Source organism: Chitinophaga sp. 01L420, assembly GCF_056399985.1.
Window position 1 is genome coordinate 69987 of record NZ_JBFTSK010000050.1, and the last position, 24864, is coordinate 94850.

Below are 24864 nucleotides of genomic sequence, written 5' to 3' on the forward strand. Positions count from 1 at the left end.
GTGAATGGGATGCAACAGGTATAATCCGGGGGGATTACTGTAATTTTGCAGGTTATGGAAGCACGGAATTTGCACACGCCTTTTGAATTATTACAGGGGAATATTATGGACGGGAGATGCTGAGGCAGGAGGTCCTTTCGTCAAAATTCAATCTTTCCCAGAACTATATCGGGGAGTTCTTTAAAAAGCAGACGGGGGAGAGCCTGCAGCAGTTCATTATTAATTATAAGCTGAACCTGGTGCAGTTACGGGTGTCTTACAGCGACCTTACCATTGGAGAAATCGCCGATGAGCTGGGGTTTACAGACGAAAGCCACCTAAGCCGTTTGTTTAAGAGATATTACGGGGTAACGCCGTTGGCCTACCGGAAAGAGGGGCGAAAAAGCGAGCTTCAAAAAAATATTCATTGAAATATTTCGATATTTGGAAAATAGTATTACTTTTGTTCTATGGATTTAGCAGTTATAGAAAAAGCAGCAAATGCCATCGCCGACAAGCACCGATTATCTATTTTAATGGAGGTTGTTAAGAAGGGCAAGCTGATTTGTGGTGATGTATGTGAGTTTACGTGTTTATCGCAACCCACTGTATCGCACCATGTGAAGATCCTGGTTGAAAGTGGTGTGCTGAATTCTTCAAAAAATGGCAGAATTGTGGAATTAACGCTCAATAAAGAGATGATGAAGCAATTGTCGATGTTCTTTTTACAATTAAGCTGAGGGACTACCGGGCGGGTTTACCAACAGCTTTTTTTATAGGTTAATATATTGAAATGTTTAAATTAATGAATTGATAGAGAAGATTTTCTCTTTTTTTTAGAGTTATTACATTGATAAACTTAAATAAATCAATAGGATGGAACTATTACAACACAAAGCCGCTGTCATCACGGGCGGTAACAGCGGTATAGGATATGCAACAGCAGCAGATTTTTTGGCGAAAGGCGCAAAGGTATTAATCACAGGGCGTAAGCCGGATGCCATACAGCAGGCAGTGGCTACACTTGGAAAGGACGTAGATAGTTTTATTGCGGACCAGGGAAAGATAGAAGACTCAAAAAAATTGGCGGAGTATGTGCGTGACCGTTATGGTAAGATAGATATCCTGTTTGTAAACGCTGGTATTGGTGCATTTGCGAATGTAGCAGATGTAACAGAAGCAGACTTCGACAGGATAATGGACATTAATCTGAAGGGCGCATTTTTTACGGTACAGCACTTACTCCCGTTAATTAACGATGGTGGTACTATTATTTTGCTATCATCTGTGAACGCACATTCCGGGATGCCGGGAGCAGCAGTGTACAGCGCCAGCAAAGCGGGTTTGAACTCACTGGGTCGTACTTTATCAAGGGAATTATCTGGCAGAAAGATCAGGGTGAACATAGTGAATCCCGGACCTGTGGATACACCTATCCTGGAAAAGGCAGGGGTGCCAAAAGAAGTAATTAATGCAGAACATCTGGCACAAAAACTACCGGTGGGTAGAATTGGTCGTCCGGAGGAAATAGCCAAACTGGTATCCTTTCTGGCATCAGACGATGCATCCTTTATCACTGGCGCCGAATACAATGTAGATGGCGGTCTTAGTGTACATCCATTAATCGCCTAATTTCTCAAAACAGATTATTCATGTCATCATTGAAAGATAAAATAGTTGTTATCACAGGAGGTAACAGCGGTATAGGTTTCGCTACAGCAACATCATTTTTAGCAAAGGGCGCAAAGGTATTGATAACAGGTCGTAATCCAGATGCAGTACGGGATGCTGTACATGCACTCGGGCACCCTGCAGAAGGTTTTAAGGCAGATCAGTCGGATTTGAATGATGCGAAGCGGTTAGCGGAATATATACAGGGGCGTTTTGGAAAAATTGATGCCTTGTTTATAAATGCGGGTGTGGCGAAACTGGCACCGTTTGAAACGGTTACAACAGACTTATACGATGAATTAATGAACATTAATTTCAAAGGCGCCTTTTTCACCATACAGCACTTATTACCGCTCATTAATGACGGAGGTTCTATTACGCTGCTGTCGGCCCTGAATGCTTATTCAGGCACGCCAAATGCAGCCGTAGTATCTGCCAGCAAAGCAGCATTGAATTCATTGGGCAGAACTTTATCGAGGGAGCTGGCCAGCCGGAAAGTACGGGTTAACACCGTGAATCCCGGTATCATTGCCACTCCATTACTGGAAAAGGTAGGCATGCCGGATGTTTTTAAAACACATCTGGGCAATATCACTCCCTTAGGCCGGTTAGGCAAAGCGGAAGATATCGCCAACATGGTCACCTTCCTGGCTTCTGATGAAGCCTCATTTATTACAGGCGGAGAATATAATGTAGACGGTGGACTTATGGTACATCCGTTGATCGGTTGATAAATGATCCTGGGCGTTGCCGTGTGCAGCATTGTGTAAATGCTGCACCAGCAGCAAGGACATTAAAAAAAAGAATTACGAATTAAGAATTACGAATTACGGATTTGTGAAGAGATAGTAAACGCGAAGATCAACCATCGCTTATATCTCTTCACAAATCCGTAATTCGTAATTCTTAATTCGTAATTTTTTTGATCAGTTTCCCCAATGTTTTTAATCCATCATCCACCTGTTTGCTCCAGGCATTACCAAAACTGATACGTAAACAGTTATTGTATTTGTTCTGCAGCGAAAAAATTCTGCCGGGGCAGAAGCTGATCTTATGTTTCAGGGCCTGCTGGAACAATTCAAACGTATTGATGGATTCATCCAGTTCTATCCACAACACACAACCTCCCTGCGGTCTGGAGATGCGGGTACCTTCCGGAAAATATTCGTTGATTGCCTGAGAGTACCGTAAACATTGGGTATGCAGCATTTTCCGCAAATTGCGCAGGTGAAATTCGTAGCGGCCAATTTCCAGGAAATGTCCTACCGCCGCCTGTGGCAGCGAAGCACATGCAATGGAATGATTTTGTTTCATCAGCAATACTTTTTCCTTGTATTTTCCCGGCATCGTCCATCCTACGCGATAGCCCGGCGCCAGTGATTTTGAAAAAGAATTGCAGAGTAATACATGCCCGTATTTATCAAATGTTTTGCAGTTGGCAGGACGTTGTTTGGAGAAATAAAGGTCTCCGTATATATCATCTTCTATCAGGGCAATATCGTATTTCACCATCATGTCTACCAGCACCTTTTTATTTTTGTCCGGCATACAGGAACCCAGCGGGTTGTTGTAGTTGGTTACAAAAAGACAGGCTTTGATTTTATGACGGGGAATGGCTTTATCGAGGTACTCGAGGTCTACTCCATAAATCGGGTGGGTAGGCACTTCCAGCACTCTCAGCCCCAGGCTTTCAGCCAGCTGCATGGAGCCATAATAAGCGGGACTTTCAATCGCAATGGTATCGCCGGGTTGTGTAACGGCCGTGAGGCACAACGTGAGTGCATCCATACAACCGCTGGTTGTCACCACATCATCAGCTGTAAAAGCGCCTCCCCAGCCTAATGACATCCGCGCAATTTGTCCGCGTAACAGCGCATTGCCCTGCAACTCTTCATAGCCGATCCCGTTATTGGGCAGGTTGCGGAGTGCATGTACCACGGCTTTCGCCATTTTAGCGGCAGGCAGTAGTTCTGGTGGTGGAGTAGCCACAGAAAAATTCAGGATGTTGGGGTTTCTGTGATGACTGAATACTTCCATCACCATATCACTCACCGTTGCTTCGCTGGCTTTTTTTACCGGTGCGCAGGTATTGGGCATATCGGGCATGCGTCGGGAGGTGAAGCGGATATAATAGCCGGACTTAGGTCTGGATTCAATGAGACCCTTTGATTCCAGGTGATAATACGCCTGGAAAGCGGTGGTTAAACTAATCCCTTGTTGCTTGCTGAGCATGCGCACGGAAGGCAGTTTTTCCCCTATTTTCATCACATCTTTTTCTATCAGCTGTTCTATGTTATCAGCTACCTGCAGGTACAGGTGATCGGCGGTTTTTATCATGGCAATGCAAATCTGATCTGGTCAAAAGTACAAATTTGGCATCTGTTTTTATTTTATTTTTTTTCGGGAGAAGTCATTTTAGCTGTTTGCCAATAAGGCGGCCGAGTGTGTGGACTGCCCATTCCTGGTCATCATTCCAGGGGTTGGAATTAGTAAGCCGGATACAGTTATGGTACCGGTCCTGGCTGGAAAAAAGGGAGCCGGGTGTAAAGGTGATGCCTTGTTCCACCGCTGCCTCATGGAGCTGCCAGGTATTGACTTTAGGGGGCAGCACGACCCATAAACTGATGCCTCCGTTGGGGCGGGTCAGTTGTGTCTCTCCCGGAAAATATTCCTGTATGGCCTTCGTGATCTGCATGGTTTGCATGTTGAGGGCCTGCCGCAGGGATTTAAGATGGAGGTCCAGTCGTTGCTGATCCAGGAATTTTGTCAGCACCAGTTGTGGTAACAAGCCTGTGCTGGCGGAGGTCATGAATTTAAGTTGCGCAATTTTTTCATGGTAGCGTCCTCCAATTACCCAGCCAATGCGCAAACCGGCAGCAATGGATTTGGACCACGAAGAACAATACAGTACCAGTCCTTCTTCATCATATGATTTAACTGTTCGGGGCCGCTCCGGCGCAAAGTGCAGATCTCCATATACATCGTCTTCTATTAATGGGACCTGGTATTGCTGCAATAGTTTTGCCAGTTGTTCCTTGTTGTTATCGGGCATACAGCTGCCCAGTGGATTATTGTAGTTGGTGACGAACAGGCAGGCCTGTACTTTCTTTTGTTTAAAGGCATCTTCGAGTCTATCCAGGCTAATGCCGGTCACCGGGTCGGTAGGTATCTCCAGTGCTTTCATACCCAGACTTTCAATGCCCAGCAGCAGGCCGAAAAAAGTAGGCGATTCTATGGCAATAGTATCGCCGGCTTTGGCCACTGCACGTAAACATAGTACTGCTGCTTCAATAGCGCCATTGGTGACGATGATTTCATGAGGTGATACCGCACGTCCCCAGTTGAGACAGTGCCTGGCTATGTGGCGCCGGAAAGGCTCGTGGCCGGTGATATCACCGTAAGGGATATACGAAGTATCGAGCTCGCGGGCACAGAGCTGAAGTGCTTTCTTTAGCTTCACAGAAGGCAGCAGGGAGGTATCCGGGGAGGCGCCTATCAATGAAATGGTTTTGTGCGACTGACTTGTTTTCCGGAACATGGCCAGCTTTTCGTTGATCTGTACTTTGCCCGCTGTAGGCAGGGGATCTGATACCGGTGGTAGTTTGGGCCGGATATTATGTGCATAATGAACAAAGTATCCTGATTTTTCTCTTGCTTCCACCCAGCCCTTTTTTTCCAGGTGGGTGTATACCTGTAGTGCGGTACTGATGCTGATACCATGTTCCTGGTGTAACGACCGCACAGAAGGAAGCTTGTCACCTACGGTATATACGCCGCCGCTGATCATTTGCTGAATTTTTTCCGCCAGTTTCAGGTATATAAACCCGTTATTCTTTTTCATCTCCCTAAAGGTAATCTGTTATGCTTTAATATTCATAATTCTGTATCTGTTTTGGTGGTGTTTTTTGCTGTTATTTTGTATCCACAAATCACTATCATGACAGTTGTTAAACGGATCGCTTATACATTGGCTCAACTTTGCCGGGAGTGGAAATTTCCGGAGGCACAGGCTACTCTTTTTCACGAGGATGCGGTAAACATAGAACCGGACGGCCGTATTACCACAGGGCTGCCGGCTATCATGGCTAAAGAACAACTGTTCCTGGACAATATCCTGGAGCGGCATCTGCTGGAAATATCGGAGCCCATAGTAGCAGACGACTATTTTGCGCTGCAGTTGCTGATGGATGTTACCATTGTTAACATCGGCCGGCGAACGAGAAACGAACTATGTGTGTATCACGTAAAAGATGGTAAGATCATCCGCGAACAATTTTTCTATTAAAACATTAACTTAATAAACACTTACTATTATGGAAGCAAGAATGGACATTTACAAGCTCGTACCGGGAGCGTTGAAAGCCTTAACGGGGTTACAGGATTTTATTAATTCTATCGGTCTCGATAAGACGTTATCGGAACTCATAAAAATCCGTGCCTCCCAGATCAACGGCTGTGCTTTTTGTTTGAACATGCACACCAAAGATGCCCGCAAAATGGGAGAAACCGAGCAACGCATTTATGGCTTGAATGCCTGGCATGAAGCGCCTTACTATACCGACAAAGAACGTGCAGCGCTGGCACTCACAGAATCGGTAACACTGGTAAGTACCACCCATGTATCGGATGATGTATACAATGCTGCGCTGGCAGTATTTACACCGGAAGAAGTAGCACAGATTACACTCGCCATTGTGATGATCAATGCGTGGAACCGGATCGCCGTTACATCGAGGTCTCAACCGATAGGATAATTTGCGGGCAAGACAAAAAACAGCAAGAAATCGCAGTTGTCTCCGATTTGCATTGCTTAATTTTGTGTATGGCTTTGCAGAAAATATTAATTCCCATTCGTGAGGCGCAGCACTTTTCTTTTGATGAGTGTCTGCGCTTCCTGGGAAGATCAGACAGGGAATGTTTACACTATATCCGTAATGGAAAAGTGCAGCGGATGCTGTTATCAGAAGGCGAACCAGTGGTGGTGGAAATTGCACCCGACCGGAAGCCCGATCACCTGGAAGTGACGGTACTGGCGCCATTGGGGATTGCGGTAGCAGAAGAACCCATTAAAAAATTTATTACGCACTGGTTGCACCTGGATGCCAGTCTGCAATCGTTTTACGATTATACGGAAACAGACCCGTTGTTAAAGGGATTGGCGCAGGAATACCATGGCCTGCGGCTGATAGGGATGCCCGATCTGTTTGAAGCTATCAGCTGGCCTATCATAGGTCAACAGATCAACCTCGCTTTTGCTTATACACTCCGTCAACGTTTTATTACCAACTTTGGTTATCATGCCGTGGTAAACGATACTGATTTTTATTTATATCCGCATCCGGCGGTGGTAGCGGCTTTGGCGCCTGAGGAATTGGCGCCGATGCAGTTTTCCCGTAGCAAGGCATTGTACCTGGTAGAAACGGCTAAGCAGATGGCGAATGGTTATCTGACCGAAGCGGTGCTGGATGCCATGAGTTATGAGGCCGCATTGGAAAGACTGGTAGCCATTAAAGGCATTGGGAACTGGTCGGCCAATTACGCGCTGATGAAATACCGTCGTTTTCCACRATCTGTGCTGTTGGAAGATGTTGGTTTGCAGAATGCTATAAAAAATAGATTAGATTTGGAAAGCAAACCTTCCATGACTGCATTACAGGAATACACCCGGCCATGGAAGGAGCATGCTGCATATGCCACATTTTATTTGTGGAGGTCCTTATTACCCCAATAGATTATTAGCATGGAAGAAGGAGTATATCATCTACGTATAGACACCCCCGTTGGTCCGCTATTAATCAGCGGAACTGCTCAATTTATTAATGCGGTATCTTTCACGGAGGAACCGGCGGTTGATTTTCCGCAGGCACCTGCTTTATTGCTCGATTGTGCACAGCAGTTGTATGAATACTTTGCCGGCGACCGTAAAGTATTTGATCTCCCGCTTTCACAGGAAGGCACCGAATTTCAGCAGTCTGTGTGGCAACAGTTATTAGCTATTCCATTCGGACAAACGATTTCTTATCAGCAGCTGGCCCGCCGGATTCATAATCCTAAAAGTATTCGTGCGGTAGGTACTACCAACGGAAAAAACAGGCTGGCTATCATTGTGCCCTGCCACCGGGTGATAGGCGCCAATGGCACGCTGACCGGCTATGCTGGTGGTATCTGGCGTAAACGCTGGCTGATAGAACATGAAAGAGTAGACTTGTTTACCGGATTGCTCTAGTCGTACTTTTTTTTTCCGCGTCAGAAAAACGTCTCCAATCTGATATCCTCAAAATTCGCAAAACTGCATCTGTTTTAACACCAATAATTGTCTCAATTTTGATCCTGAATTACAATCGATAACATATCAAGATCGCGTAACCATGGATTTGAAATTGCAGGATGATCTGAAACATACAGATCAGCTATTACAGTTAACCAAAGACTTTAGCAGCAGGTTTTTATCTTCTATAGATAAGCTGGCAGCCGATAAGCAGGTAGAGATTAATTGTGAGGTGTCGATTCCTGATGCGGGAATCGGCGGGGGCGCTGCATTGGAAATGTTCCGGCAACGGTATGGTCATGGTATTACCGCAGCTGCGGGGCCACGTTACTGGGGCTTTGTAACAGGAGGCGTGACGCCGGCTTCCCTGATGGGGGATTGGCTGACTTCCGCTATGGATTTGAATTCATCAGATAAAAGTTCAGTTGCTTTTTACATAGAAACGGAAACCATTGCTTTATTAAAAGAATTGTTTGGATTGCCGGACGAGTTCCTGGGCTGCTTTGTTACCGGCGCTACCATGTCCAACTTTACAGGACTTGCTGTGGGGCGGCAGTGGCTGGGGCAGCAGTTGGGGGTGGATATTGCAGCCGATGGTATGGCGGCATTGTCCGGATTGAAAGTATTGTCCGGTACCCCGCATTCCAGTATCGGCAAGGCTATGTCTATGCTGGGATTGGGCCGGAATAACCTGGTACGTATAGCCGTGCCCGAGCATCGCGAATGTGTGGACATACCGGCATTAAAAAAGTATTTGCAGGAAAATAAAGGCCCTTTTATTTATGTAGCCAATGCGGGCACAGTGAATACAGTGGATTTTGACGACATCGCCGAGTTGGTGAAGCTGCGTGATGAGTATGGCTTCTGGCTGCATGTGGATGCTGCTTTTGGTGGCTTTGCCGCCTGTAGTGATCAATGGAAACATTTGTTGAATGGATGGGAGCAGGCAGACAGTATCACCATTGATGCACATAAGTGGTTGAATGTTCCCTACGATGCTGCGATGATTTTTTGCCGGCATCCGCAATTGCAAACGATGGTATTTCAGAATGCCGGTGCTGCCTACCTCGGTGACCCGGCGGCACAATTCAACTTCATTAATCACATCCCTGAAAACTCGCGGCGGCAGCGTGCCTTACCGGCGTGGTTTTCATTGATGGCTTACGGCAAAGAAGGCTACCGCTGGATGGTAGAAAATAATATTACGCTGGCCAAACAGTTGGGCAGTTTGCTCGACAACGATCCGAATTTTGTGCTACTGGCGCCGGTAAGACTCTGTGTAGTTTGTTTTACCCTGAATGTAGCCGCAGCCGAAGAAGCAGCGGCAGTGGAAGAGTACCTGGAGATCCTGAATGCTTCCGGAGTAGTGTGTATGACGGCCACGGTATACGATGGGCGGCAAGCCATCCGGGCTGCGCTGGTGAACTGGAGAACCAGCGGGAAAGATGTGACCATGGTGTATGACGCCATGAAAGTGCTCGCAGAAAAAATAGTGAATAAATATACTTATGCGTAAACAAAACAAAAATGCTTACATCGCGCTTGCCATTGTAAGTATTTTCTGGGGAACCACTTATCTGGCTTCCAGTGTAGGGGTGAGGCATATGCACGGCGTAATGCTGGCAGGCATAAGACAGGGAGTAGCCGGATTTTTGATTACAGGCTTCTTTTTACTGAAGGGATATAAGTTACCGGAGAAGATGGTGTTGTCGAAGTTGTTTATCATAGGCACGCTGATGCTTTGTGGTGGTAATGGTTTACTTACCTGGGCCATGAAATATATTCCCAGCGGATTAGGGGCGATCATTGCAGCCACCATTCCTATCTGGATCACCATTGCCAGCTATTTCCTGGTGCAGCGTACGCGGCTCAGCTTACAGCTGATCATTGGAATGATCCTTGGCTTTGGCGGCGTGGCGGGCATCTTCTATAATTATTTGTCCAGCCTGATGAATCCGGATTTCCAGTTTGGTATCCTCATCGCCTTTGGGTCCTGTATATTCTGGGCACTGGGCTCTGTACTTACTGCCAAATGGGCGCTGGGCGTAAATTACCTGTATGGTGCCGGCTTCCAGATGTTTTTTAGCGGCATCATTATGTTGATAGTAGCTACTTTCTTCCTGGGACAACATATAGAAGTAAGTACTTTCACGACAGAGCTGTGGGAAAGCCTGCTGTACCTGGTATTGGTAGGATCCGTATTTTCCTATTCTGCCTATGTATTTGCATTGAACAATCTGCCACCGGCGCAGGTATCCATTTATGCTTACATCAATCCGGTGGTAGCGGTGTTGCTGGGCTGGTTGATTTTACATGAGCAACTTACGTGGCTGACAGGGATTTGTTCTCTGATTACTATCGGCGGGGTATACCTGGTAAATAATGCCATCAATAAGAATAAGAAAAGTCTTGCCATGACTACAAAATAGTAATAGCTATATTTTTTAAGGTAGAAGTTAATAGTCAGATGTTCACCCCGGTTTTCACCGGACAGAGCATCTTTTCTTTTGTTGGGGAAATGCGTTAAATTGAGCAGGCATTCAATAAAATATTATCTTATGGAAGTTATTCAGGCAACGGAGTTACATACGAATGAAGTGGCGGTATTGTTTGAGGCTTACCGCGGTTATTACGATCAGGCCCCGGATTTCAAAGGAGCACTCGCTTTTATTACCGAAAGAATTGAAAAAAAAGACAGCGAAATATTTGTGGTGCTGGAAGGAGAAGAAATTGTTGGCTTCACGCAACTGTACCCGATATTTACTTCTTTGGGTATGAAAAGAGGTTGGTTATTGAATGATTTATATGTGCTGGAAGAACATCGTGGTAAAGGTGCCGGCAAAGCCCTGATAAATGCTGCTGCTGCACATGGCAAAAAAACGGACGCCGCCTGGCTGATGTTGCAGACCTATATTGCCAACACAACTGCACAGGCACTTTATGAAAAAGAAGGGTTCATAAAGGATACAAATTCTTACTATTATTATAAGTCACTCTAAAGGAATTACGAATTAAGAATTACGAATTACGGATTTGTGGGTAGATAGCCAAATGTTAATCATCTGCTGTTGTCTACCCACAAATCCGTAATTCGTAATTCTTAATTCGTAATTTTATTCTATATGGACACAACGAAGAACCCCTGGACCATTCATTCCAGGGAAACGAGATACGATAATAACTGGATCAGCGTATGGCATCATGAAGGACTGAATCCTGTGGGTGGTGCCGGCATTTATGGCGTGGTACATTTTAAAAACCTGGCCATAGGGGTGGTGGCGCTGGATGAGGAGATGAATATTTACCTGGTAGGGCAGTATCGTTTCCCATTGCAGCGGTTTACCTGGGAAATCCCGGAAGGCGGCGGCCCATTGGGGGAAGATCCACTGAACAGTGCCAAAAGGGAGTTGCTGGAAGAAACCGGGCTGGTGGCTACGCATTGGGAAGTCATTACGAGGATGGACCTGTCCAACTCCGTTTCTGACGAAGAAGGAGTGGTGTTTCTGGCCAGAGGGCTGGAGCAGCGGGAGGCGGAACCGGAAGATACGGAGCAGTTATTTGTTAAAAAAGTGCCTTTTGAAGAAGCCTATCGTATGGTAAAAGACTTTGAAATCACTGATTCCTTATCGGTAGCGGCTATACAAAAAGTGAAGCTCATGGGCTATGAAGGCTTATTAAACAAATAAACCCGTTACCTTTGCAGCACATGGAAAGGAAATTTAACGCTTTCAAAGGTGAAAGAAGAGAAGGGCAAAGCGGCCCTAAAAAATATGCAACGCAGCGGCCAAAGCAATCTACCATGATTATTGGCCGGCAGCCGATGCTGGAGGCTTTGAGTTCCGGCAAGTCCATTGAGCGCATTTTTATGCTGCGCACTGCCACGGGCGAAATCATCCCGCAAATACGGGAAATGGCCCTGGCGAATAATATTCCGGTCAACTATGTACCGGTAGAAAAGCTCAACGGGCTTACCCAGGCCAACCACCAGGGAGTGGTAGGCATTGCAGGGAATGTTACCTATCTGGATTTACAGGATGTAATATCTCATGTGATAGACCAGGGAGAAACACCTCTGTTCCTGATCCTGGATGGTATTACAGATGTACGTAATATAGGCGCCATTGCCCGCAGCGCGGTGTGTTGCGGCGCGCAGGCCATCATTATTCCCGATAAAGGTATTGCCGCTCTGAATGAAGAAGCCGTAAAATCCTCCGCAGGCGCCCTGGAAAAGATTTCCGTTTGCCGCGTTAACAGCCTGAATAAAGCCATTGATACCCTGCACCTCAACGGTATTAAAGTACTGGCGAGTGAAATGGAAACCGACATCAAATTGTACGACTGTGATCTGAAAGAGCCGGTAGCCGTTATTATGGGATCGGAAGATAAAGGCGTATACCCCGCACTGATTAAAGCTTCCGATGTACTGTTTCGTATACCCATGGCCGGTAACTTCGAATCATTTAACGTATCGGTGGCCGCAGGAATTATTCTTTACGAAGCACTGAAACAAAGAACAGTAAATATATAAGGACTATGCAGATTTATTTCTTACTCAGTATAACCCTGGGTAAGAAATAACCCGCGTACTTCCGCAAATGGTTTGTTATGCTAAAATTAATTGAATGCCCGCGTGATGCGATGCAGGGATGGCACCGGATGATCAGCACTGATGAGAAGGTGAAATACCTGGATGCTTTGTTAAAAGTTGGTTTTGATACGATTGATTTTGGAAGTTTTGTATCTCCCAAAGCCATTCCCCAAATGGCTGATACGAAAGACGTATTAGCCCGGCTGCAGTTATCCGGCACTAAAAGCAAGTTGCTGGCAATTGTAGCAAATATGCGCGGCGCGGAAGAAGCCGTGGTATTTGATGAAATCAATTACCTGGGTTTTCCTTTCTCGATTTCAGAAACATTTCAGTTAAGAAATACGAATAAAACCATTGCAGAGTCACTGGAACAGGTACACTCCATGCAGGAACTCTGTATTAAAAACAGGAAAGAACTGGTAGTATACATTTCTATGGGCTTCGGTAATCCTTACGGAGACCCGTATAGCCACGAAATTGTACTGCAGTGGGTGGAAGAAATGGTGAAGATGGAAATAGGTATTATCTCCCTCGCTGATACAGTAGGCGTAGCAGAACCCGCCACCATTACCGGTTTGTTTAAACACCTGATTCCCGCTTATCCGGATGTGGAATTTGGCGCACATTTTCACGCAGCGCCCTACAACTGGGARGAAAAAGTACGGGCAGCCTACGAACAGGGTTGCAAACGCTTTGATAGTTCCATTAAAGGTATTGGCGGTTGTCCGATGGCGAAAGATGAACTGGTAGGTAACCTGGCCACTGAAAACCTGATTGCTTTCTGTCATCAGCGGAAAGAGCCGCTCACACTGGATATGACAGCATTACGCGGTGCACAGCGACTGGCAGATGCCGTTTTTAAAGATTAACTGTAATACATGCAATTTCATTTGAGTTTTCCGGTAGCTCCACTCTCCACTGCTATTCAATATAAGCAGGAGTTGTTGCTGATGGGTTCCTGTTTTGCAGAAGAAATAGGCGAAAAGTTGCAGGAACACCGGTTTAACACCCTCATTAATCCACATGGTATTTTATATAACCCGCTGAGTATTACCGGGGCATTGACCAGTTACCTGGATGGGAAAGTATATACCCGGGAAGACTTATTTCAACATAACGATTCCTGGAACAGCTGGGATCATCATAGCCGTTTTTCCGGTCTTACGCCCGAAGCTGCCCTTGAGAATATCAACCGTATGCAGGCGGCAGCCGTACAATCTGTCGATCGGGCCGACTGGCTTATACTAACGCTGGGATCTGCACATGCATATGTATTAAAAGAAAACAGCCGTCTGGTAGGTAACTGCCATAAAGTACCGGCCGGAAATTTCTACAAACGCCTGCTGACGGTAGATGAAGTAGTGACGGCGCTGGACAACGTGATGCACCGTTTATTTTTCCGTAATAAGAAAATTAATATACTCTTCACCGTTAGCCCGGTGCGATATATCCGGGATGGGGTAGTGGAAAATAATCTCAGCAAAGCGGTATTACTGCAGGCAGTGCACCATCTTATTAATAAATTTAACCGCCTCTTTTATTTCCCGGCCTATGAGCTGGTGATAGATGATTTGCGCGATTATCGTTTTTATAAAGAAGACCTGGTACATCCGAATGAACTGGCCATCAATTATGTATGGGAACAGGTGATTAAAGCCTGTATCAGTGAAGGTAGTCAGGGGTTGCTGCACCAGATCGCAGACATTAACCGCGCCGCGCATCACCGGCCTTTTAACCGGGAAAGCAGTCAGCATCAGCAGTTTTTGCATACATACGCCGCGAGGGTGAAACAGTTGATGGCGGAGCATCCGGAGCTGCAGCTCGATGACTTGCTGGCACATTTTAAATAGCAGATAACTTATAAAAGAGAGAGGCGGTATCCATTATGGGTACCGCCTCTCTCTTTTTATGTGCTGCTTTTAGCTTACAGCGGAATACCTCTTTTATCTTTCAGATAAATAATACCTACAATAAAGCAGATTACTGCGATACTGATCGGATAGATCAGTCCTGCCAGGTGGTTACCGGTTTGGGTGACCAGGATGGTGGAAATGGTGGGCAATAAGCCCCCGAATACGCCATTACCAATATGGTAGGGGAGTGACATCGAAGTATACCGGATGCGTGTAGGAAACAGTTCCACCAGGAAAGCCGCGATAGGTGCGTATACCATGGTTACAAAAAGTACCTGTATAAAGATGAGTAACACCAGGTAGGTGATGTTAAGCCGGCTTACGGTCAGTTCTTTTTTATCGCCGGTTTCTTTCAGGGTGCTGCCATCGGTGTAGCTGTGTACACGGGTGGTTTTGCTGACCATTTCCCCTGCCTCGTTTTTAGCGAAGTTGCTTTCAATTTTGAACAGATCTGTTTGTTCCTGTTTCAGTTTAATATTGCCGATGTTATCCATCACCTGGTAGATCGGGTAGTAGGCCAGTGCCGCCAGCAGCATGCCGGTGAGCATGATCTTTTTACGTCCGATGCGATCAGACAGGGAGCCGAAGTAAATAAAGAAGGGCGTACCCAGGAGCAGTGCAATGGCAATGATAATATTGGATTGCACAAATTCTATGTTCATGGTTTTCTGCAGAAAGGAAAGCGCATAGAACTGACCGGTGTACCATACCACACCCTGTCCCATGGCGGCGCCAAACAATGCAATCAGCACGAGTTTCAGGTTTTCTTTATTGGCAAAGCTTTCTTTAATGGGATTGGTGGATGTTTTCCCTTCTTTCTTCATCTGTGCAAAGAGGGGCGATTCGTGCAGGCGTATCCGTATATAATACGACATGATCACCAACAGCACGGAGAGCAGGAAAGGAATACGCCAGCCGTAGTTGTTGAAATCTTCCGGTGTCATGAGCATGCGGGTAAGCAGGATCACACCCAGCGATACAAAGAGTCCGAGCGTAGCGGTTGTTTGTATAAAGCTGGTATAATAGCCACGGCGGTTGTCTGGCGAGTGTTCCGCCACATAAGTAGCTGCGCCGCCGTATTCACCGCCCAGGGCAAGGCCTTGCGCCAACCGGAGTATCAGCACTAATATGGGAGCCAGTATACCAATAGTATGATAGCTGGGAATAAGGCCAATAGCGAAAGTGGATCCGCCCATAATGAGGAGTGTGAGGAGGAACGTGTATTTACGTCCTACCATATCTCCCAGGCGGCCAAATACAATGGCGCCAAAAGGGCGTACAATAAATCCCACTGCAAAGGTGGCCAATGTAGCAATGTAGGCCAGTTGCGGGTTGCTGGGAGGAAAGAACTTTTCCGCAATGATGGCGGATAAACTGCCAAAGATGTAGAAATCGTACCATTCAATGAGCGTGCCTGCTGACGAGGCCATGATTACCTGCCAGATGTTTTGCGAGGGGAGCGAGTTTTTCATAAATGTAGCGTTATAGCTGTTAGCTTTAAGCTGTTAGCTTTTAGACTGCGTTTTGTTTTTAATTGTAAGATTTTGGCTTTCGGCACTGCGCCTTAGCACATTGATAATAACGTGTTTTATAGCTGTTAGCTTGTAGCTGTTAGCTTGTAGCTGTTAGCTTTTAGACTGCGTTTTGTTTTAATTGTAAGATTTTGGCTTTCGGCACTGCGCCTTAGCACATTGTTAATAACGTGTTTTTTAGCTGTTCGCTTGTAGCCGGTAGGGTTTAGCCCGACGGATGCAACCCGCTTTTTGCGTTCTGCTTTCCGCCTTCCGCTTTTTAAGGGGAATAAGATAGCAAATATTTACAATGAGAACAAATGTCTGTCTAAAAATCTCCGGCGGCCCTAATCCTTTATGTCGATAAAGCCTTATCTTTAATAAGGGCCAATTATTTAAAATGAAGCAGGGACTATCCGTATACATCAGCAGGGTTATAGGTTTATTGTTGTTAGCTACTATCATTTGCCACTATACAGTGGAGGCTCAGCAAACCATCAGTAACAGACCAAAAATAGGCGTGACGCTCAGCGGCGGCGGCGCACGCGGATTGGCGCATATTGGTATCCTGGAAGCTATTGATAGTGCAGGGCTCAAAGTAGACCTGGTTACCGGCACCAGTATGGGTAGCATTGTAGGCGGTCTGTATGCCATGGGGTATTCCGGTAAACAAATTGAAACCGCTGCCCGCAAGCTCAACTGGAATAGTTTGTTTTCCAACCAGCCGGTGCTCACCGACATCTCCTACGAAGAAAAAAGAGAGTACAACAAATACATCATTGAAATTCCTTTCGAATATGGTAAGCCCAAACTGGCTTCCGGCGTTATCTCCGGCGAAGCACTGTGGCTGGAGCTGGCCAATCTTTGCTGGCCGGTAAAGGATGTGAAAAACTTCCAGGACTTTAATATCCCTTTCAAATGTATTGCCACTGATGTGGCCACCGGCGAAATTGTAACGCTCGACAGCGGGGAGATTGTGACCAGTCTCCGCGCCAGTATGGCCATCCCATCTGTTTTTACCGCTGTAAAAATCGGTGACCGTAAACTGGTAGACGGTGGCGTAGTGCGTAACTTTCCCGTGATCACGGCCAAAGATATGGGCGCCGACATTGTGATTGGCGCCAATGTGAGTGGTGGCCTGCGCAAGGCAGATCAACTGGTGACACCCTTCGATATTCTTTACCAGCTTGGTTTTTATAAGGATGCGGACGACTTTAAAAAAGCGATCAAATACTGTGATATTTATATACCGATGAATAAGGAGCTGGAAAACTATTCCGCTGCGAGTTTCGGAAGTGTAGATTCAATTATTGAAGCGGGACGGCGCAAGGGCAGAGAGTTGTATCCTGTTTTTAAACACCTGGCTGATTCACTGAACGCATTGTATCCGGAGGGACCATTTGTGGTTAACCGACTGCCATTTCCTACAGACATAGAACTTAGCAGCATACACGTAAGTGGGCTGGTGCATTCTGATCAGAAATTTTTTTTACAGCGATTACACCTGAAACCTTATGGATGCTATACACCTACACAGTTGAGAAATGCTATCCTGAACGTGTATGGTACCCGTTTTTATAAACTGATCACCTACAACCTGGTGCCGGAAGGATATGGCAAAAGCAGGATGGATATTACGGTAGAAGAAAATCCGCTCACCTATGTGAAGGTGGCGCTGAACTATAATACTTTCACGGGTGCCAATGCGATTGTGAATCTGACGCAACGGAATTTCATTGTTCCCAATTCCCGTTCGTTTGTAACGGTGGCCATCAGCGAAAACCCGCGCCTGGAAGCAGAATACTTCAAGTACCTGGGACGCAGCCGTAATTTTGGATTTGGGTTAAGTACCTATTATGAAAATAACGGACTTACTTTTTATGACGATGATTTCAACAGGCTGCAGCCCTATCGGAGCAAATATGCCAATGTGAATATGGATATGCAGTACACGATTAGCCGGAATATGTCTATTGGTGCGGGTACGCGCTGGGAGTACATCAAATTCAAACCGCAGTTTTCCAATTTCCAGGATGTACGCGGCAGTACCAATCAGCTGAATACTTATTTATCTTACGGCATTAATTCCCTGAATCAGAAAATATATCCTACCAAAGGGTTGTTGCTGGATTTTGAGGCCGGATTAATTTACAACCAGCATTCCGGTATTAAAGTAAGTTTTGGTGGAGTAGAACAGAACCTGGATAGTTTAGGTGTTCGCTTCAATAACTATCAGCGGTTTATTCTGAACATGAAGTATTATATCCCTATGGGGCGCAAATCGGCTTTGGAACTGGATGGTAATGTTGGTTATAATCTGCATTATAATGAGTCGGTGGTGAATGGTTATGTAGTGGGCGGTATGAGTAATGTAGCGCGCAACCAGGTGCCTTTTGTGGGTTTGTATGAAGGAGAGGTGATCACCCCAAAAATAGGAGCGATGCAGGTAGCGTGGCAATATGAATTTATCAGGAATTTATTTGCGATACCGCGAATAGGTGCTGCGATTTACGATGGTGAATTAACCGGAGGAAACCGTTACAAATACCTCAGCGGCTACGGACTGGGAGCGGGTTACAGCAGCCGTTTAGGTCCCATTGAAGCTACTGTGATGTATAGTGATCAGTCGGGGCAGCTGAAGTTCTATGTAAATATGGGATTCAATTTTTAGCTTTTAGCTATTAGCTTTTAGCTTTTAGGAAATGCAGCGGAGATTGACGTATGGTGATCTTTGCTGCATTTCCTAAAAGCTAAAAGCTAATGGCTAACTGCTGTATCAGTGCATTCTGTCGCCGCGTACGTCAATATTCTGGAGGATTTCTGCTTCCATCTTTAACCATTCCTGCCAGCGGTTTCTTACTTTATCTTCCGGAAAATATTCGTTGGCGAGATCAATAAATAGTCGATAGTGACCTGCCTCCGAGATCATGAATTTGCGGTAGAATTCGCGCATGTATTCATCTTCCAAACCTTCACTCAGCAGGCGGAAGCGTTCGCAGCTGCGGGCTTCAATTAATGCGAATATGAGGAGTGCATCGAGGAAGCTATCATCTGCATGGCCACCTTTTACGCGGTTATCCATCAGGGCGTTTACGTATTCATCTTTTCGTTGCCGGCCGAGTGACAAGCCTCGTTTTTTCATTTCAGCAAGTACCTGCCGGAAGTGGCCCCATTCTTCTGTAACAATGGGTGCCAGTTCTTCCACCATTCTTGTTCTTTCCGGGTTGCGCTGAATCAGCGAAATGGCAGAAGATGCCGCCTTTTGCTCGCAATAGGCGTGGTCCGTGAGAATGTCCTGCAATGAAATAGCTGCCAGGTTAACCCATCGGGGGTCAGTAGGCAATTTTAGTCCGAGTATTGATACTTTGCTCATTTGAAAATAACAGTTAGCTGGTAGCTTTTTTGCGAAGATAACGGCAAAGTTTAAATTGTGCATCGCTAAAGACAGATCTATGATGCAGGACAGTACCTCTTTTTTAACGCGTTTGTTGGATGAACGCAGGGAGCAGCAGGCTTTCCGGGAATTACGTTTGCCGGGAGGTAAAGTGGATTTTTGTTCCAACGACTACCTGGGACTCGCCAGGAATGCGGAAGTACGTGCCTATATTCATACCCTCATGGAAGAAAGGCATCCTGCCTATGGCAGCACCGGATCCAGGTTGCTGGCGGGTAATTATGAGTGGGTACTGTCTGTAGAAAAAGATCTGGCCAACTTTCACCAGGCAGATGCAGGGCTGATATATAATTCCGGCTATGATGCCAATCTCGGTGTATTTTCCTGTCTGGGCCGGAAAGGGGATACCATCATCTACGATCAGTTGATACATGCTTCTATCCGCGATGGAGTGCGGTTATCCGCGGCGCAGTCTTTTTCTTTTCTGCACAGCGATATCACTGACCTGGAGAAAAAACTGAAAAATGCCACCGGGAATATATTTGTTGCGGTAGAATCAGTGTACTCAATGGATGGAGACCTGGCTCCGCTGGCAGCCATTGCGGTGCTTTGCGGGCAATATGGCGCACATCTGATAGTAGATGAGGCTCATGCTACCGGCATCATCGGAAACAGGGGAGAAGGGCTGGTACAGCAGCTGCAGTTGACCGGGGCATGCTTTGCACGCATACATACTTTCGGAAAAGCAGTCGGTTGTCATGGTGCCGTGGTACTTGGATCGGAGACGTTACGCGACTACCTGATCAACTTCTCCCGATCCTTTATATATACAACAGCACTACCGCCGGCGGCACTGGCAGCCATAGAGGCCGGCTATGCCGCATTCCCCTATATGCAGGCAGAAAGAGAAAAACTATCGGCACTGATCCGGCAATTCCAGACCGGCCTGCATCATGGTGAGTTACTGGCGGGAAACACACCTATACAGGCCGTGCTTACGAGAGGTAATGACTATACCCGGAAAATAGCCGGCGCATTGCAGTCGGCAGGATTGGATGTGCGGCCTATACTGCATCCTACGGTGCCAAAAGGATCTGAGCGGCTGCGTATTGTACTGCATAGTTTTAATACAACAACAGAAGTAGACCGGCTGATAAAAGTATTGCAGGCATAGGCGGTTTTGAATCAAATTTGATGTATTTTACATATTACATCCGATACGTAATATGAGAATCATTCCAGCAATTGTTACCGCCGCAATTACCTTATCACTTTCTTACGCTTTCAGCCATAAGCTGGGACAAATACCACCACTGGGCAACCTGTTAAGTCCGCAGACGGGCTTCTGGCAGAATGCAGAGCCAATAGGTGAATTCCCCAAGGAGAAACTGGTATTGCCGGGATTAAGCGGCAAAACAGAAGTATGGTATGATGACCGCATGGTGCCGCATATTTTCGCGGAAAATGAGGCAGACGCATATTACGTGCAGGGATATGTAACCGCCCGTGACCGGCTATGGCAAATGGAATTACAGACCTATGCCGCCGCTGGCCGTTTGTCTGAAATACTGGGACCTAAACTGGTGCAGTATGACCGCAGACAACGCCGCCTGGGAATGGTGTATGCCTCAGAAGGCACCGTTAAACAAATGATGGCCGACCCGGATACTAAAACAGCCGTAACCGCGTATGCTGCGGGAATCAACGCCTACATCGCCACGCTTACACCAGCCACCTACCCGGTAGAATATAAGATTCTCGACTATAAACCAGAGCGTTGGGATGTTATCAAATCAGCACTGTTGCTGAAATACATGGCGCATGACCTGGCAGGATTCTGTGATGACCTGGAATATACCAATGCACGTCGCCTGTTTTCTATGGCCGACTTCAACCTGCTCTACCCAGACTTTCATGACGCTACCGACCCAATCATACCCAAAGGCACTGCCTTTGCCGCTGCCTCTGCAAAGGCCACCGCGCCGCCAGACAGTATAGTGGCTGCAGATGCTGCTTTCATGAAATTTAAAATGGATAAACCTGATCCGGCCAACGGCAGTAATAACTGGGCAGTAGCCGGCAGCAAAACCCGCTCAGGCGCTCCCATCCTCTGCAGTGATCCGCACCTGGGATTATCATTGCCCTCTCTCTGGTATGAAGTACAGATACATACGCCTGCGATGAATGTATACGGGGCCTCGCTCCCCGGCGCTCCCGGCGTCATCATTGGTTTTAACGACCACATTGCCTGGGGTGTTACCAATGGAGAAGAAGATGTAAAAGATTTCTACCGTATGCAGTTCCGCAACGGCATCTCAGAATATTTGTACAATGGCAGCTATCGCAAGGCCGACCTACGTGTGGAAGACATCAAAGTAAGAGGCGGTGCTACGATACATGATACCGTTGCCTACACCGTTTTTGGCCCGGTACTCTTTGACAACACTTTCCCCGATAAAACCGTGGGGCAAACGTTTCTGGCCATGCGCTGGAAAGCACTGGACCCTTCTAATGAACTGGCTGCCTTTAACAGGCTAAATAAGGCCCGTAATTACGAGGATTACCTGGCAGCCCTCTCTACGTATACCTGTCCGGCCCAGAACTTCGTATTTGCCGATAAAGCCGGCGATATCGCTATCTGGCATAACGGGCAATATCCACTCCGTTGGAAAAATCAGGGTAAATGGATCATGCCCGGCACAGACAGCACCTATGCCTGGCAGGGATATATTCCGCATGAAGAACTGCCGCATATCAAGAATCCGGCACGGGGCTTTGTCAGCTCCGCCAATCAACGGCCTACAGACAGCACTTATCCTTATGCACTATACGGTGAATACGATCTTTACCGCGGTGCCCGCATCAACGAAAGACTGGCGGCCATGAACGCCATTACTGCTGTCGATATGCAGCAGCTGCAGAATGATGATAAAAACCTGTTTGCCGCCGCGGCAATACCTATGATCAGGCAACATATTGACACGGCATCGCTGACCGCTGAGCAGCAGCCCTACTGGCAACTGCTTTCTTCCTGGGACTTTATGGCTACGCCAGATAGTAAAGCTGCCACCATTTTCAATCAGCTGTGGAGTAACCTGGAAGATACGATCTGGCAAGATGAGCTTCATCCGAAAGACACGACCATTCTTACTTATCCGCAATCCATCACCACCCTGCAACTTTTACTACGCGATACTGCCTTCCATTTTATTGATAATATCAATACACCACAAAAAGAAACGTTGTCGCAGTTACTGCAAGGTGTATTTACCACTACTGTAAAAGAAATGTCAGAGCTTAATAAAGCAGGCAGACTGGAACTGGGCAAAGCACGTGGCACAGATATTAACCACCTTTCCCGTGGTATTCCTGCATTCAGTGCATTGCACCTGAATACCGGCGGCGGGCAACATATTGTCAATGCTACAAAGCAAACACATGGCCCTTCCTGGCGTATGATCGTACAGCTTTCTGATAAAACAGAAGCGATCGGTATTTACCCTGGTGGACAGAGCGGAAATCCAGGTAGTCCGTTTTATGATAACAGCGTAAATGACTGGGCAGTGGGTAAGTATTACCAGCTGCATGTTTTCAATAARGAAGAAAAAGATGACGCTGTAATCCGCTACAAGCTTGTGTTTACAGGGAAGTGATAAAAATAGTTTCAACAAAATTTGGCTGGAATTAAATAATTCCTATCTTTGCACTCCGTTACAGAAAACGGGGTATACGATTCCCTAGCTCAGTTGGTAGAGCAATACACTTTTAATGTATGGGTCTTGGGTTCGAGTCCCAAGGGGATCACTGGAGAGTTTTAAAGCCTGCGCTTAGCGCGGGCTTTTTGTTTGATTGCTAGTATATTAAAGTGTGATTAAGCTGTTTTTGCTTACTTAGTTTGATGAATTTTTTTATTATTGGATGATTTTTTCCTGCATTTGATTTACTCAACAAACTTGTTATTTCCCCATCTTTCCTCAGCAATTTTATTATATTTGAATATTACATTACATTCATTTTAACCCTCAATGAAGATATTAATAGACACTAACATTTATCTTGATTTTTATCGGTCGAATAAAGAAGGGATAATCCTGTTAACTGAATTGATTGCTCAAGACGAGGTCATTATTTTGACAGATCAAATTATCCAAGAATTTGAAAGAAGTAGAGAGAAAGTAATTCGAACTGTGCTAAAGAGTTTTGAACAAGAATCAAAGCTCGAGAATTTTTCAAGTTCATTATTAAATGATATGGAGGAATTTAAAGAACTGATTGAAATTCAAAAGTCTTATAAAGCGAAGAAGGATGAAGTTAATAGATTAATTACGGAAATATTGAAAGACCCAACAAAAGATAAGATAGCAGTTTTTTTTAAAGAACTGGTGAATAAATCCATAGCAAAGGATAAGGTATTATACACGGATGATGAAATAATTAAGAACGCTCATACTAGAAAATTGATTGGTAATCCTCCTACCACGCTTGATAAATATTCAATTGGCGATGAGATAAATTGGGAGATCATACTTAAAAACCTTAATGAAGATATTATTATTGTTGGTAGAGACAATACTTTTAATGACAACTTTAGTTTTCTGAAGAAAGATTTTCACAAACGGACGGGGCGTGAACTTAAAGGAGTAACTGAAAAGATAACTGATGCATTGAAAGCAGTAGGTATTAGGCCTACTGACGAATTAGAGGCAGCCGAGGAGAAATTAATTGAATCCATAGGAAATTCACATTACAGTGAATTTTGGAAGCAATCAATAAAAAGTGAAGATCCTAATTAGTTAATTTATTATTGGGATACAATAAAGATGGCCTGATAACATTGTATATTTTATTTTCGATATCAATTTTGAGAAATGGGAAAATTTGTAATTACGATTAGTAGAAACGGTGAGTATCGATTCAAACTGGTTGCGGATAATGGACAGATAGTCCTGGTTAGTGAAGGGTACTCTTCTAAGGCTGGGTTGTTAAATGGCATTAGTTCAGTAAAATCAAATGCTTTGATAGAAGAAAGGTTTGAAAAAGCTACTTCGTCTAACGGGAAAGCCTATTTTAATTTGAAGGCCTCCAATGGGATGGTAATTGGAACAAGTGAGATGTATGAAAGTCAGTCTGGAAGGGATAACGGTATTGCTGAGGTGAAAAAAAATGCACCAGGTGCGGATGTTGAAGATAGTACTACCTGATTTTGCTAATTAAGCATAATTAGCTTTTATATAAGATCAATAGCCTGTTCCCAAGACAGGCTATTGATCTTATATAAAGGTGTAAAAAGGTATATTGGTCAAAAGAAAGGTATTTTTATTTCTTGTTTGGAGGAATAAAGTGTCAAAGGAACGAAATGACTTCAATGCGCCCGCACTAGCGCTTTTTACTAGACACTATCTCATAAACTGTGTAAATCTGAAAATCGGGGATTCACCTCGATTTTCCTAATTTTAAAACTATACACACAGTATTATGAAAGCAGAAGACTTCATATCAGACGACTTTTTAAAACAATTTAAGACTGGCAAGGAATTGAA

At 45.5% G+C, this 24864-nt stretch carries 24 protein-coding genes and 1 tRNA gene; 21 read left to right on the plus strand and 4 right to left on the minus strand.

From position 1 onward, the window contains the following. Positions 1-116: 116 nt before the first annotated feature. The 4 genes from AC1DP6_RS31190 to AC1DP6_RS31205 all read left to right on the plus strand — a co-directional run bounded on the left by AC1DP6_RS31190 (position 117) and on the right by AC1DP6_RS31205 (position 2381). Positions 117-410 (plus strand): helix-turn-helix domain-containing protein, encoded by a 294-nt coding sequence (locus tag AC1DP6_RS31190; RefSeq protein WP_477058387.1) that lies wholly within the window; start codon positions 117-119, stop codon positions 408-410. A gap of 39 nt (positions 411-449) precedes the next feature. Continuing rightward, complete coding sequence (locus tag AC1DP6_RS31195; RefSeq protein ID WP_134643411.1) at positions 450-719, plus strand: ArsR/SmtB family transcription factor; 270 nt, start codon at positions 450-452, stop codon at positions 717-719. A 136-nt stretch (positions 720-855) separates the two neighbouring features. Beyond that, a complete protein-coding gene (locus AC1DP6_RS31200; protein ID WP_477058388.1) occupies positions 856-1611 on the plus strand; it encodes a glucose 1-dehydrogenase in 756 nt (251 codons plus the stop codon). 20 nt (positions 1612-1631) lie between these two features. Then, a complete protein-coding gene (locus AC1DP6_RS31205) occupies positions 1632-2381 on the plus strand; it encodes an SDR family oxidoreductase (protein WP_477058389.1) in 750 nt (249 codons plus the stop codon). A gap of 175 nt (positions 2382-2556) precedes the next feature. On the opposite strand, the gene AC1DP6_RS31210 is transcribed toward AC1DP6_RS31205, so the two are convergent. Together AC1DP6_RS31210 and AC1DP6_RS31215 are read right to left on the minus strand one after the other, a co-directional pair. Then, a complete protein-coding gene (locus AC1DP6_RS31210) occupies positions 2557-3987 on the minus strand; it encodes an aminotransferase-like domain-containing protein (RefSeq protein WP_477058390.1) in 1431 nt (476 codons plus the stop codon). Positions 3988-4060: 73 nt separating this feature from the next. Further along, entirely contained in the window at positions 4061-5491 is a 1431-nt protein-coding gene (locus AC1DP6_RS31215) for an aminotransferase-like domain-containing protein (RefSeq protein WP_477058391.1), read from the minus strand. Between the two features lie 96 nt (positions 5492-5587). Here AC1DP6_RS31215 and AC1DP6_RS31220 point away from each other — a divergent pair, with 96 nt between their 5' ends. The 11 genes from AC1DP6_RS31220 (at position 5588) to AC1DP6_RS31270 (ending at position 14356) form a co-directional block, all read left to right on the plus strand. Next, positions 5588-5935, plus strand: coding sequence for a SnoaL-like domain-containing protein (locus AC1DP6_RS31220; RefSeq protein ID WP_477026916.1), 348 nt, complete (start codon positions 5588-5590; stop codon positions 5933-5935). Positions 5936-5963: 28 nt separating this feature from the next. Further along, positions 5964-6404 (plus strand): carboxymuconolactone decarboxylase family protein, encoded by a 441-nt coding sequence (locus AC1DP6_RS31225; protein WP_477058392.1) that lies wholly within the window; start codon positions 5964-5966, stop codon positions 6402-6404. Between the two features lie 68 nt (positions 6405-6472). Next, complete coding sequence (locus tag AC1DP6_RS31230) at positions 6473-7381, plus strand: DNA-3-methyladenine glycosylase family protein (protein ID WP_477058393.1); 909 nt, start codon at positions 6473-6475, stop codon at positions 7379-7381. 9 nt (positions 7382-7390) lie between these two features. After that, the gene (locus AC1DP6_RS31235; RefSeq protein ID WP_441575392.1) at positions 7391-7876 is read left to right on the plus strand and encodes a methylated-DNA--[protein]-cysteine S-methyltransferase; all 486 of its coding nucleotides are present in this window, start codon (positions 7391-7393) and stop codon (positions 7874-7876) included. A gap of 142 nt (positions 7877-8018) precedes the next feature. Beyond that, positions 8019-9434 carry a pyridoxal phosphate-dependent decarboxylase family protein gene (locus AC1DP6_RS31240; protein WP_477058394.1) on the plus strand — a complete coding sequence of 472 codons (1416 nt, stop codon included), beginning with the start codon at positions 8019-8021 and terminating at the stop codon, positions 9432-9434. Further along, a complete protein-coding gene (locus tag AC1DP6_RS31245) occupies positions 9427-10347 on the plus strand; it encodes an EamA family transporter (RefSeq protein ID WP_441575390.1) in 921 nt (306 codons plus the stop codon). Before AC1DP6_RS31240 ends, AC1DP6_RS31245 begins: the two co-directional genes overlap by 8 nt. Positions 10348-10476: 129 nt before the next feature. Then, positions 10477-10917 (plus strand): GNAT family N-acetyltransferase, encoded by a 441-nt coding sequence (locus AC1DP6_RS31250; RefSeq protein ID WP_477058395.1) that lies wholly within the window; start codon positions 10477-10479, stop codon positions 10915-10917. Positions 10918-11040: 123 nt separating this feature from the next. Beyond that, positions 11041-11604 (plus strand): NUDIX domain-containing protein, encoded by a 564-nt coding sequence (locus AC1DP6_RS31255; RefSeq protein WP_477058396.1) that lies wholly within the window; start codon positions 11041-11043, stop codon positions 11602-11604. A 20-nt stretch (positions 11605-11624) separates the two neighbouring features. After that, positions 11625-12446: a 23S rRNA (guanosine(2251)-2'-O)-methyltransferase RlmB gene (gene rlmB / locus AC1DP6_RS31260; protein ID WP_441575387.1), complete on the plus strand. Its 822-nt coding sequence runs from the start codon at positions 11625-11627 to the stop codon at positions 12444-12446. Positions 12447-12523: 77 nt separating this feature from the next. Then, a complete protein-coding gene (locus AC1DP6_RS31265; protein WP_477058397.1) occupies positions 12524-13375 on the plus strand; it encodes a hydroxymethylglutaryl-CoA lyase in 852 nt (283 codons plus the stop codon). A 9-nt stretch (positions 13376-13384) separates the two neighbouring features. Then, positions 13385-14356 carry a GSCFA domain-containing protein gene (locus AC1DP6_RS31270; protein WP_477058398.1) on the plus strand — a complete coding sequence of 324 codons (972 nt, stop codon included), beginning with the start codon at positions 13385-13387 and terminating at the stop codon, positions 14354-14356. Positions 14357-14430: 74 nt separating this feature from the next. Here the strand turns inward: AC1DP6_RS31270 and AC1DP6_RS31275 are convergent, their stop codons facing one another. After that, positions 14431-15891, minus strand: a complete 1461-nt coding sequence (locus AC1DP6_RS31275; protein WP_477058399.1) for an MFS transporter — start codon at positions 15889-15891, stop codon at positions 14431-14433. Between the two features lie 439 nt (positions 15892-16330). Between AC1DP6_RS31275 and AC1DP6_RS31280 the strand changes: the two genes are divergently transcribed. Continuing rightward, positions 16331-18601, plus strand: coding sequence for a patatin-like phospholipase family protein (locus AC1DP6_RS31280; protein WP_477058400.1), 2271 nt, complete (start codon positions 16331-16333; stop codon positions 18599-18601). A gap of 105 nt (positions 18602-18706) precedes the next feature. On the opposite strand, the gene AC1DP6_RS31285 is transcribed toward AC1DP6_RS31280, so the two are convergent. Beyond that, positions 18707-19303, minus strand: a complete 597-nt coding sequence (locus AC1DP6_RS31285; RefSeq protein WP_134643393.1) for a MiaE family protein — start codon at positions 19301-19303, stop codon at positions 18707-18709. 79 nt (positions 19304-19382) lie between these two features. Between AC1DP6_RS31285 and AC1DP6_RS31290 the strand changes: the two genes are divergently transcribed. From AC1DP6_RS31290 to AC1DP6_RS31310, 5 genes are all read left to right on the plus strand, one after another. Next, a complete protein-coding gene (locus AC1DP6_RS31290; protein ID WP_477058401.1) occupies positions 19383-20498 on the plus strand; it encodes an aminotransferase class I/II-fold pyridoxal phosphate-dependent enzyme in 1116 nt (371 codons plus the stop codon). 52 nt (positions 20499-20550) lie between these two features. Continuing rightward, positions 20551-22977 carry a penicillin acylase family protein gene (locus AC1DP6_RS31295; protein WP_477058402.1) on the plus strand — a complete coding sequence of 809 codons (2427 nt, stop codon included), beginning with the start codon at positions 20551-20553 and terminating at the stop codon, positions 22975-22977. A 78-nt stretch (positions 22978-23055) separates the two neighbouring features. Beyond that, positions 23056-23128: transfer RNA gene (locus AC1DP6_RS31300), tRNA-Lys, on the plus strand. A 221-nt stretch (positions 23129-23349) separates the two neighbouring features. Next, complete coding sequence (locus AC1DP6_RS31305) at positions 23350-24117, plus strand: PIN domain-containing protein (protein WP_477058403.1); 768 nt, start codon at positions 23350-23352, stop codon at positions 24115-24117. Positions 24118-24192: 75 nt separating this feature from the next. Next, positions 24193-24525, plus strand: a complete 333-nt coding sequence (locus AC1DP6_RS31310) for a YegP family protein (RefSeq protein ID WP_477058404.1) — start codon at positions 24193-24195, stop codon at positions 24523-24525. Positions 24526-24864 lie beyond the last annotated feature (339 nt).

Coding starts and splice junctions, on each gene's coding strand:
- AC1DP6_RS31190 (WP_477058387.1), top strand. CDS start 117: ATGCTGAGGCAGGAGGTCCTTTCGTCAAAATTCAATCTTTCCCAGAAC.
- AC1DP6_RS31195 (WP_134643411.1), top strand. CDS start 450: ATGGATTTAGCAGTTATAGAAAAAGCAGCAAATGCCATCGCCGACAAG.
- AC1DP6_RS31200 (WP_477058388.1), top strand. CDS start 856: ATGGAACTATTACAACACAAAGCCGCTGTCATCACGGGCGGTAACAGC.
- AC1DP6_RS31205 (WP_477058389.1), top strand. CDS start 1,632: ATGTCATCATTGAAAGATAAAATAGTTGTTATCACAGGAGGTAACAGC.
- AC1DP6_RS31210 (WP_477058390.1), bottom strand. CDS start 3,987: ATGATAAAAACCGCCGATCACCTGTACCTGCAGGTAGCTGATAACATA.
- AC1DP6_RS31215 (WP_477058391.1), bottom strand. CDS start 5,491: ATGAAAAAGAATAACGGGTTTATATACCTGAAACTGGCGGAAAAAATT.
- AC1DP6_RS31220 (WP_477026916.1), top strand. CDS start 5,588: ATGACAGTTGTTAAACGGATCGCTTATACATTGGCTCAACTTTGCCGG.
- AC1DP6_RS31225 (WP_477058392.1), top strand. CDS start 5,964: ATGGAAGCAAGAATGGACATTTACAAGCTCGTACCGGGAGCGTTGAAA.
- AC1DP6_RS31235 (WP_441575392.1), top strand. CDS start 7,391: ATGGAAGAAGGAGTATATCATCTACGTATAGACACCCCCGTTGGTCCG.
- AC1DP6_RS31240 (WP_477058394.1), top strand. CDS start 8,019: ATGGATTTGAAATTGCAGGATGATCTGAAACATACAGATCAGCTATTA.
- AC1DP6_RS31245 (WP_441575390.1), top strand. CDS start 9,427: ATGCGTAAACAAAACAAAAATGCTTACATCGCGCTTGCCATTGTAAGT.
- AC1DP6_RS31250 (WP_477058395.1), top strand. CDS start 10,477: ATGGAAGTTATTCAGGCAACGGAGTTACATACGAATGAAGTGGCGGTA.
- AC1DP6_RS31255 (WP_477058396.1), top strand. CDS start 11,041: ATGGACACAACGAAGAACCCCTGGACCATTCATTCCAGGGAAACGAGA.
- rlmB (WP_441575387.1), top strand. CDS start 11,625: ATGGAAAGGAAATTTAACGCTTTCAAAGGTGAAAGAAGAGAAGGGCAA.
- AC1DP6_RS31270 (WP_477058398.1), top strand. CDS start 13,385: ATGCAATTTCATTTGAGTTTTCCGGTAGCTCCACTCTCCACTGCTATT.
- AC1DP6_RS31275 (WP_477058399.1), bottom strand. CDS start 15,891: ATGAAAAACTCGCTCCCCTCGCAAAACATCTGGCAGGTAATCATGGCC.
- AC1DP6_RS31280 (WP_477058400.1), top strand. CDS start 16,331: ATGAAGCAGGGACTATCCGTATACATCAGCAGGGTTATAGGTTTATTG.
- AC1DP6_RS31285 (WP_134643393.1), bottom strand. CDS start 19,303: ATGAGCAAAGTATCAATACTCGGACTAAAATTGCCTACTGACCCCCGA.
- AC1DP6_RS31290 (WP_477058401.1), top strand. CDS start 19,383: ATGATGCAGGACAGTACCTCTTTTTTAACGCGTTTGTTGGATGAACGC.
- AC1DP6_RS31305 (WP_477058403.1), top strand. CDS start 23,350: ATGAAGATATTAATAGACACTAACATTTATCTTGATTTTTATCGGTCG.
- AC1DP6_RS31310 (WP_477058404.1), top strand. CDS start 24,193: ATGGGAAAATTTGTAATTACGATTAGTAGAAACGGTGAGTATCGATTC.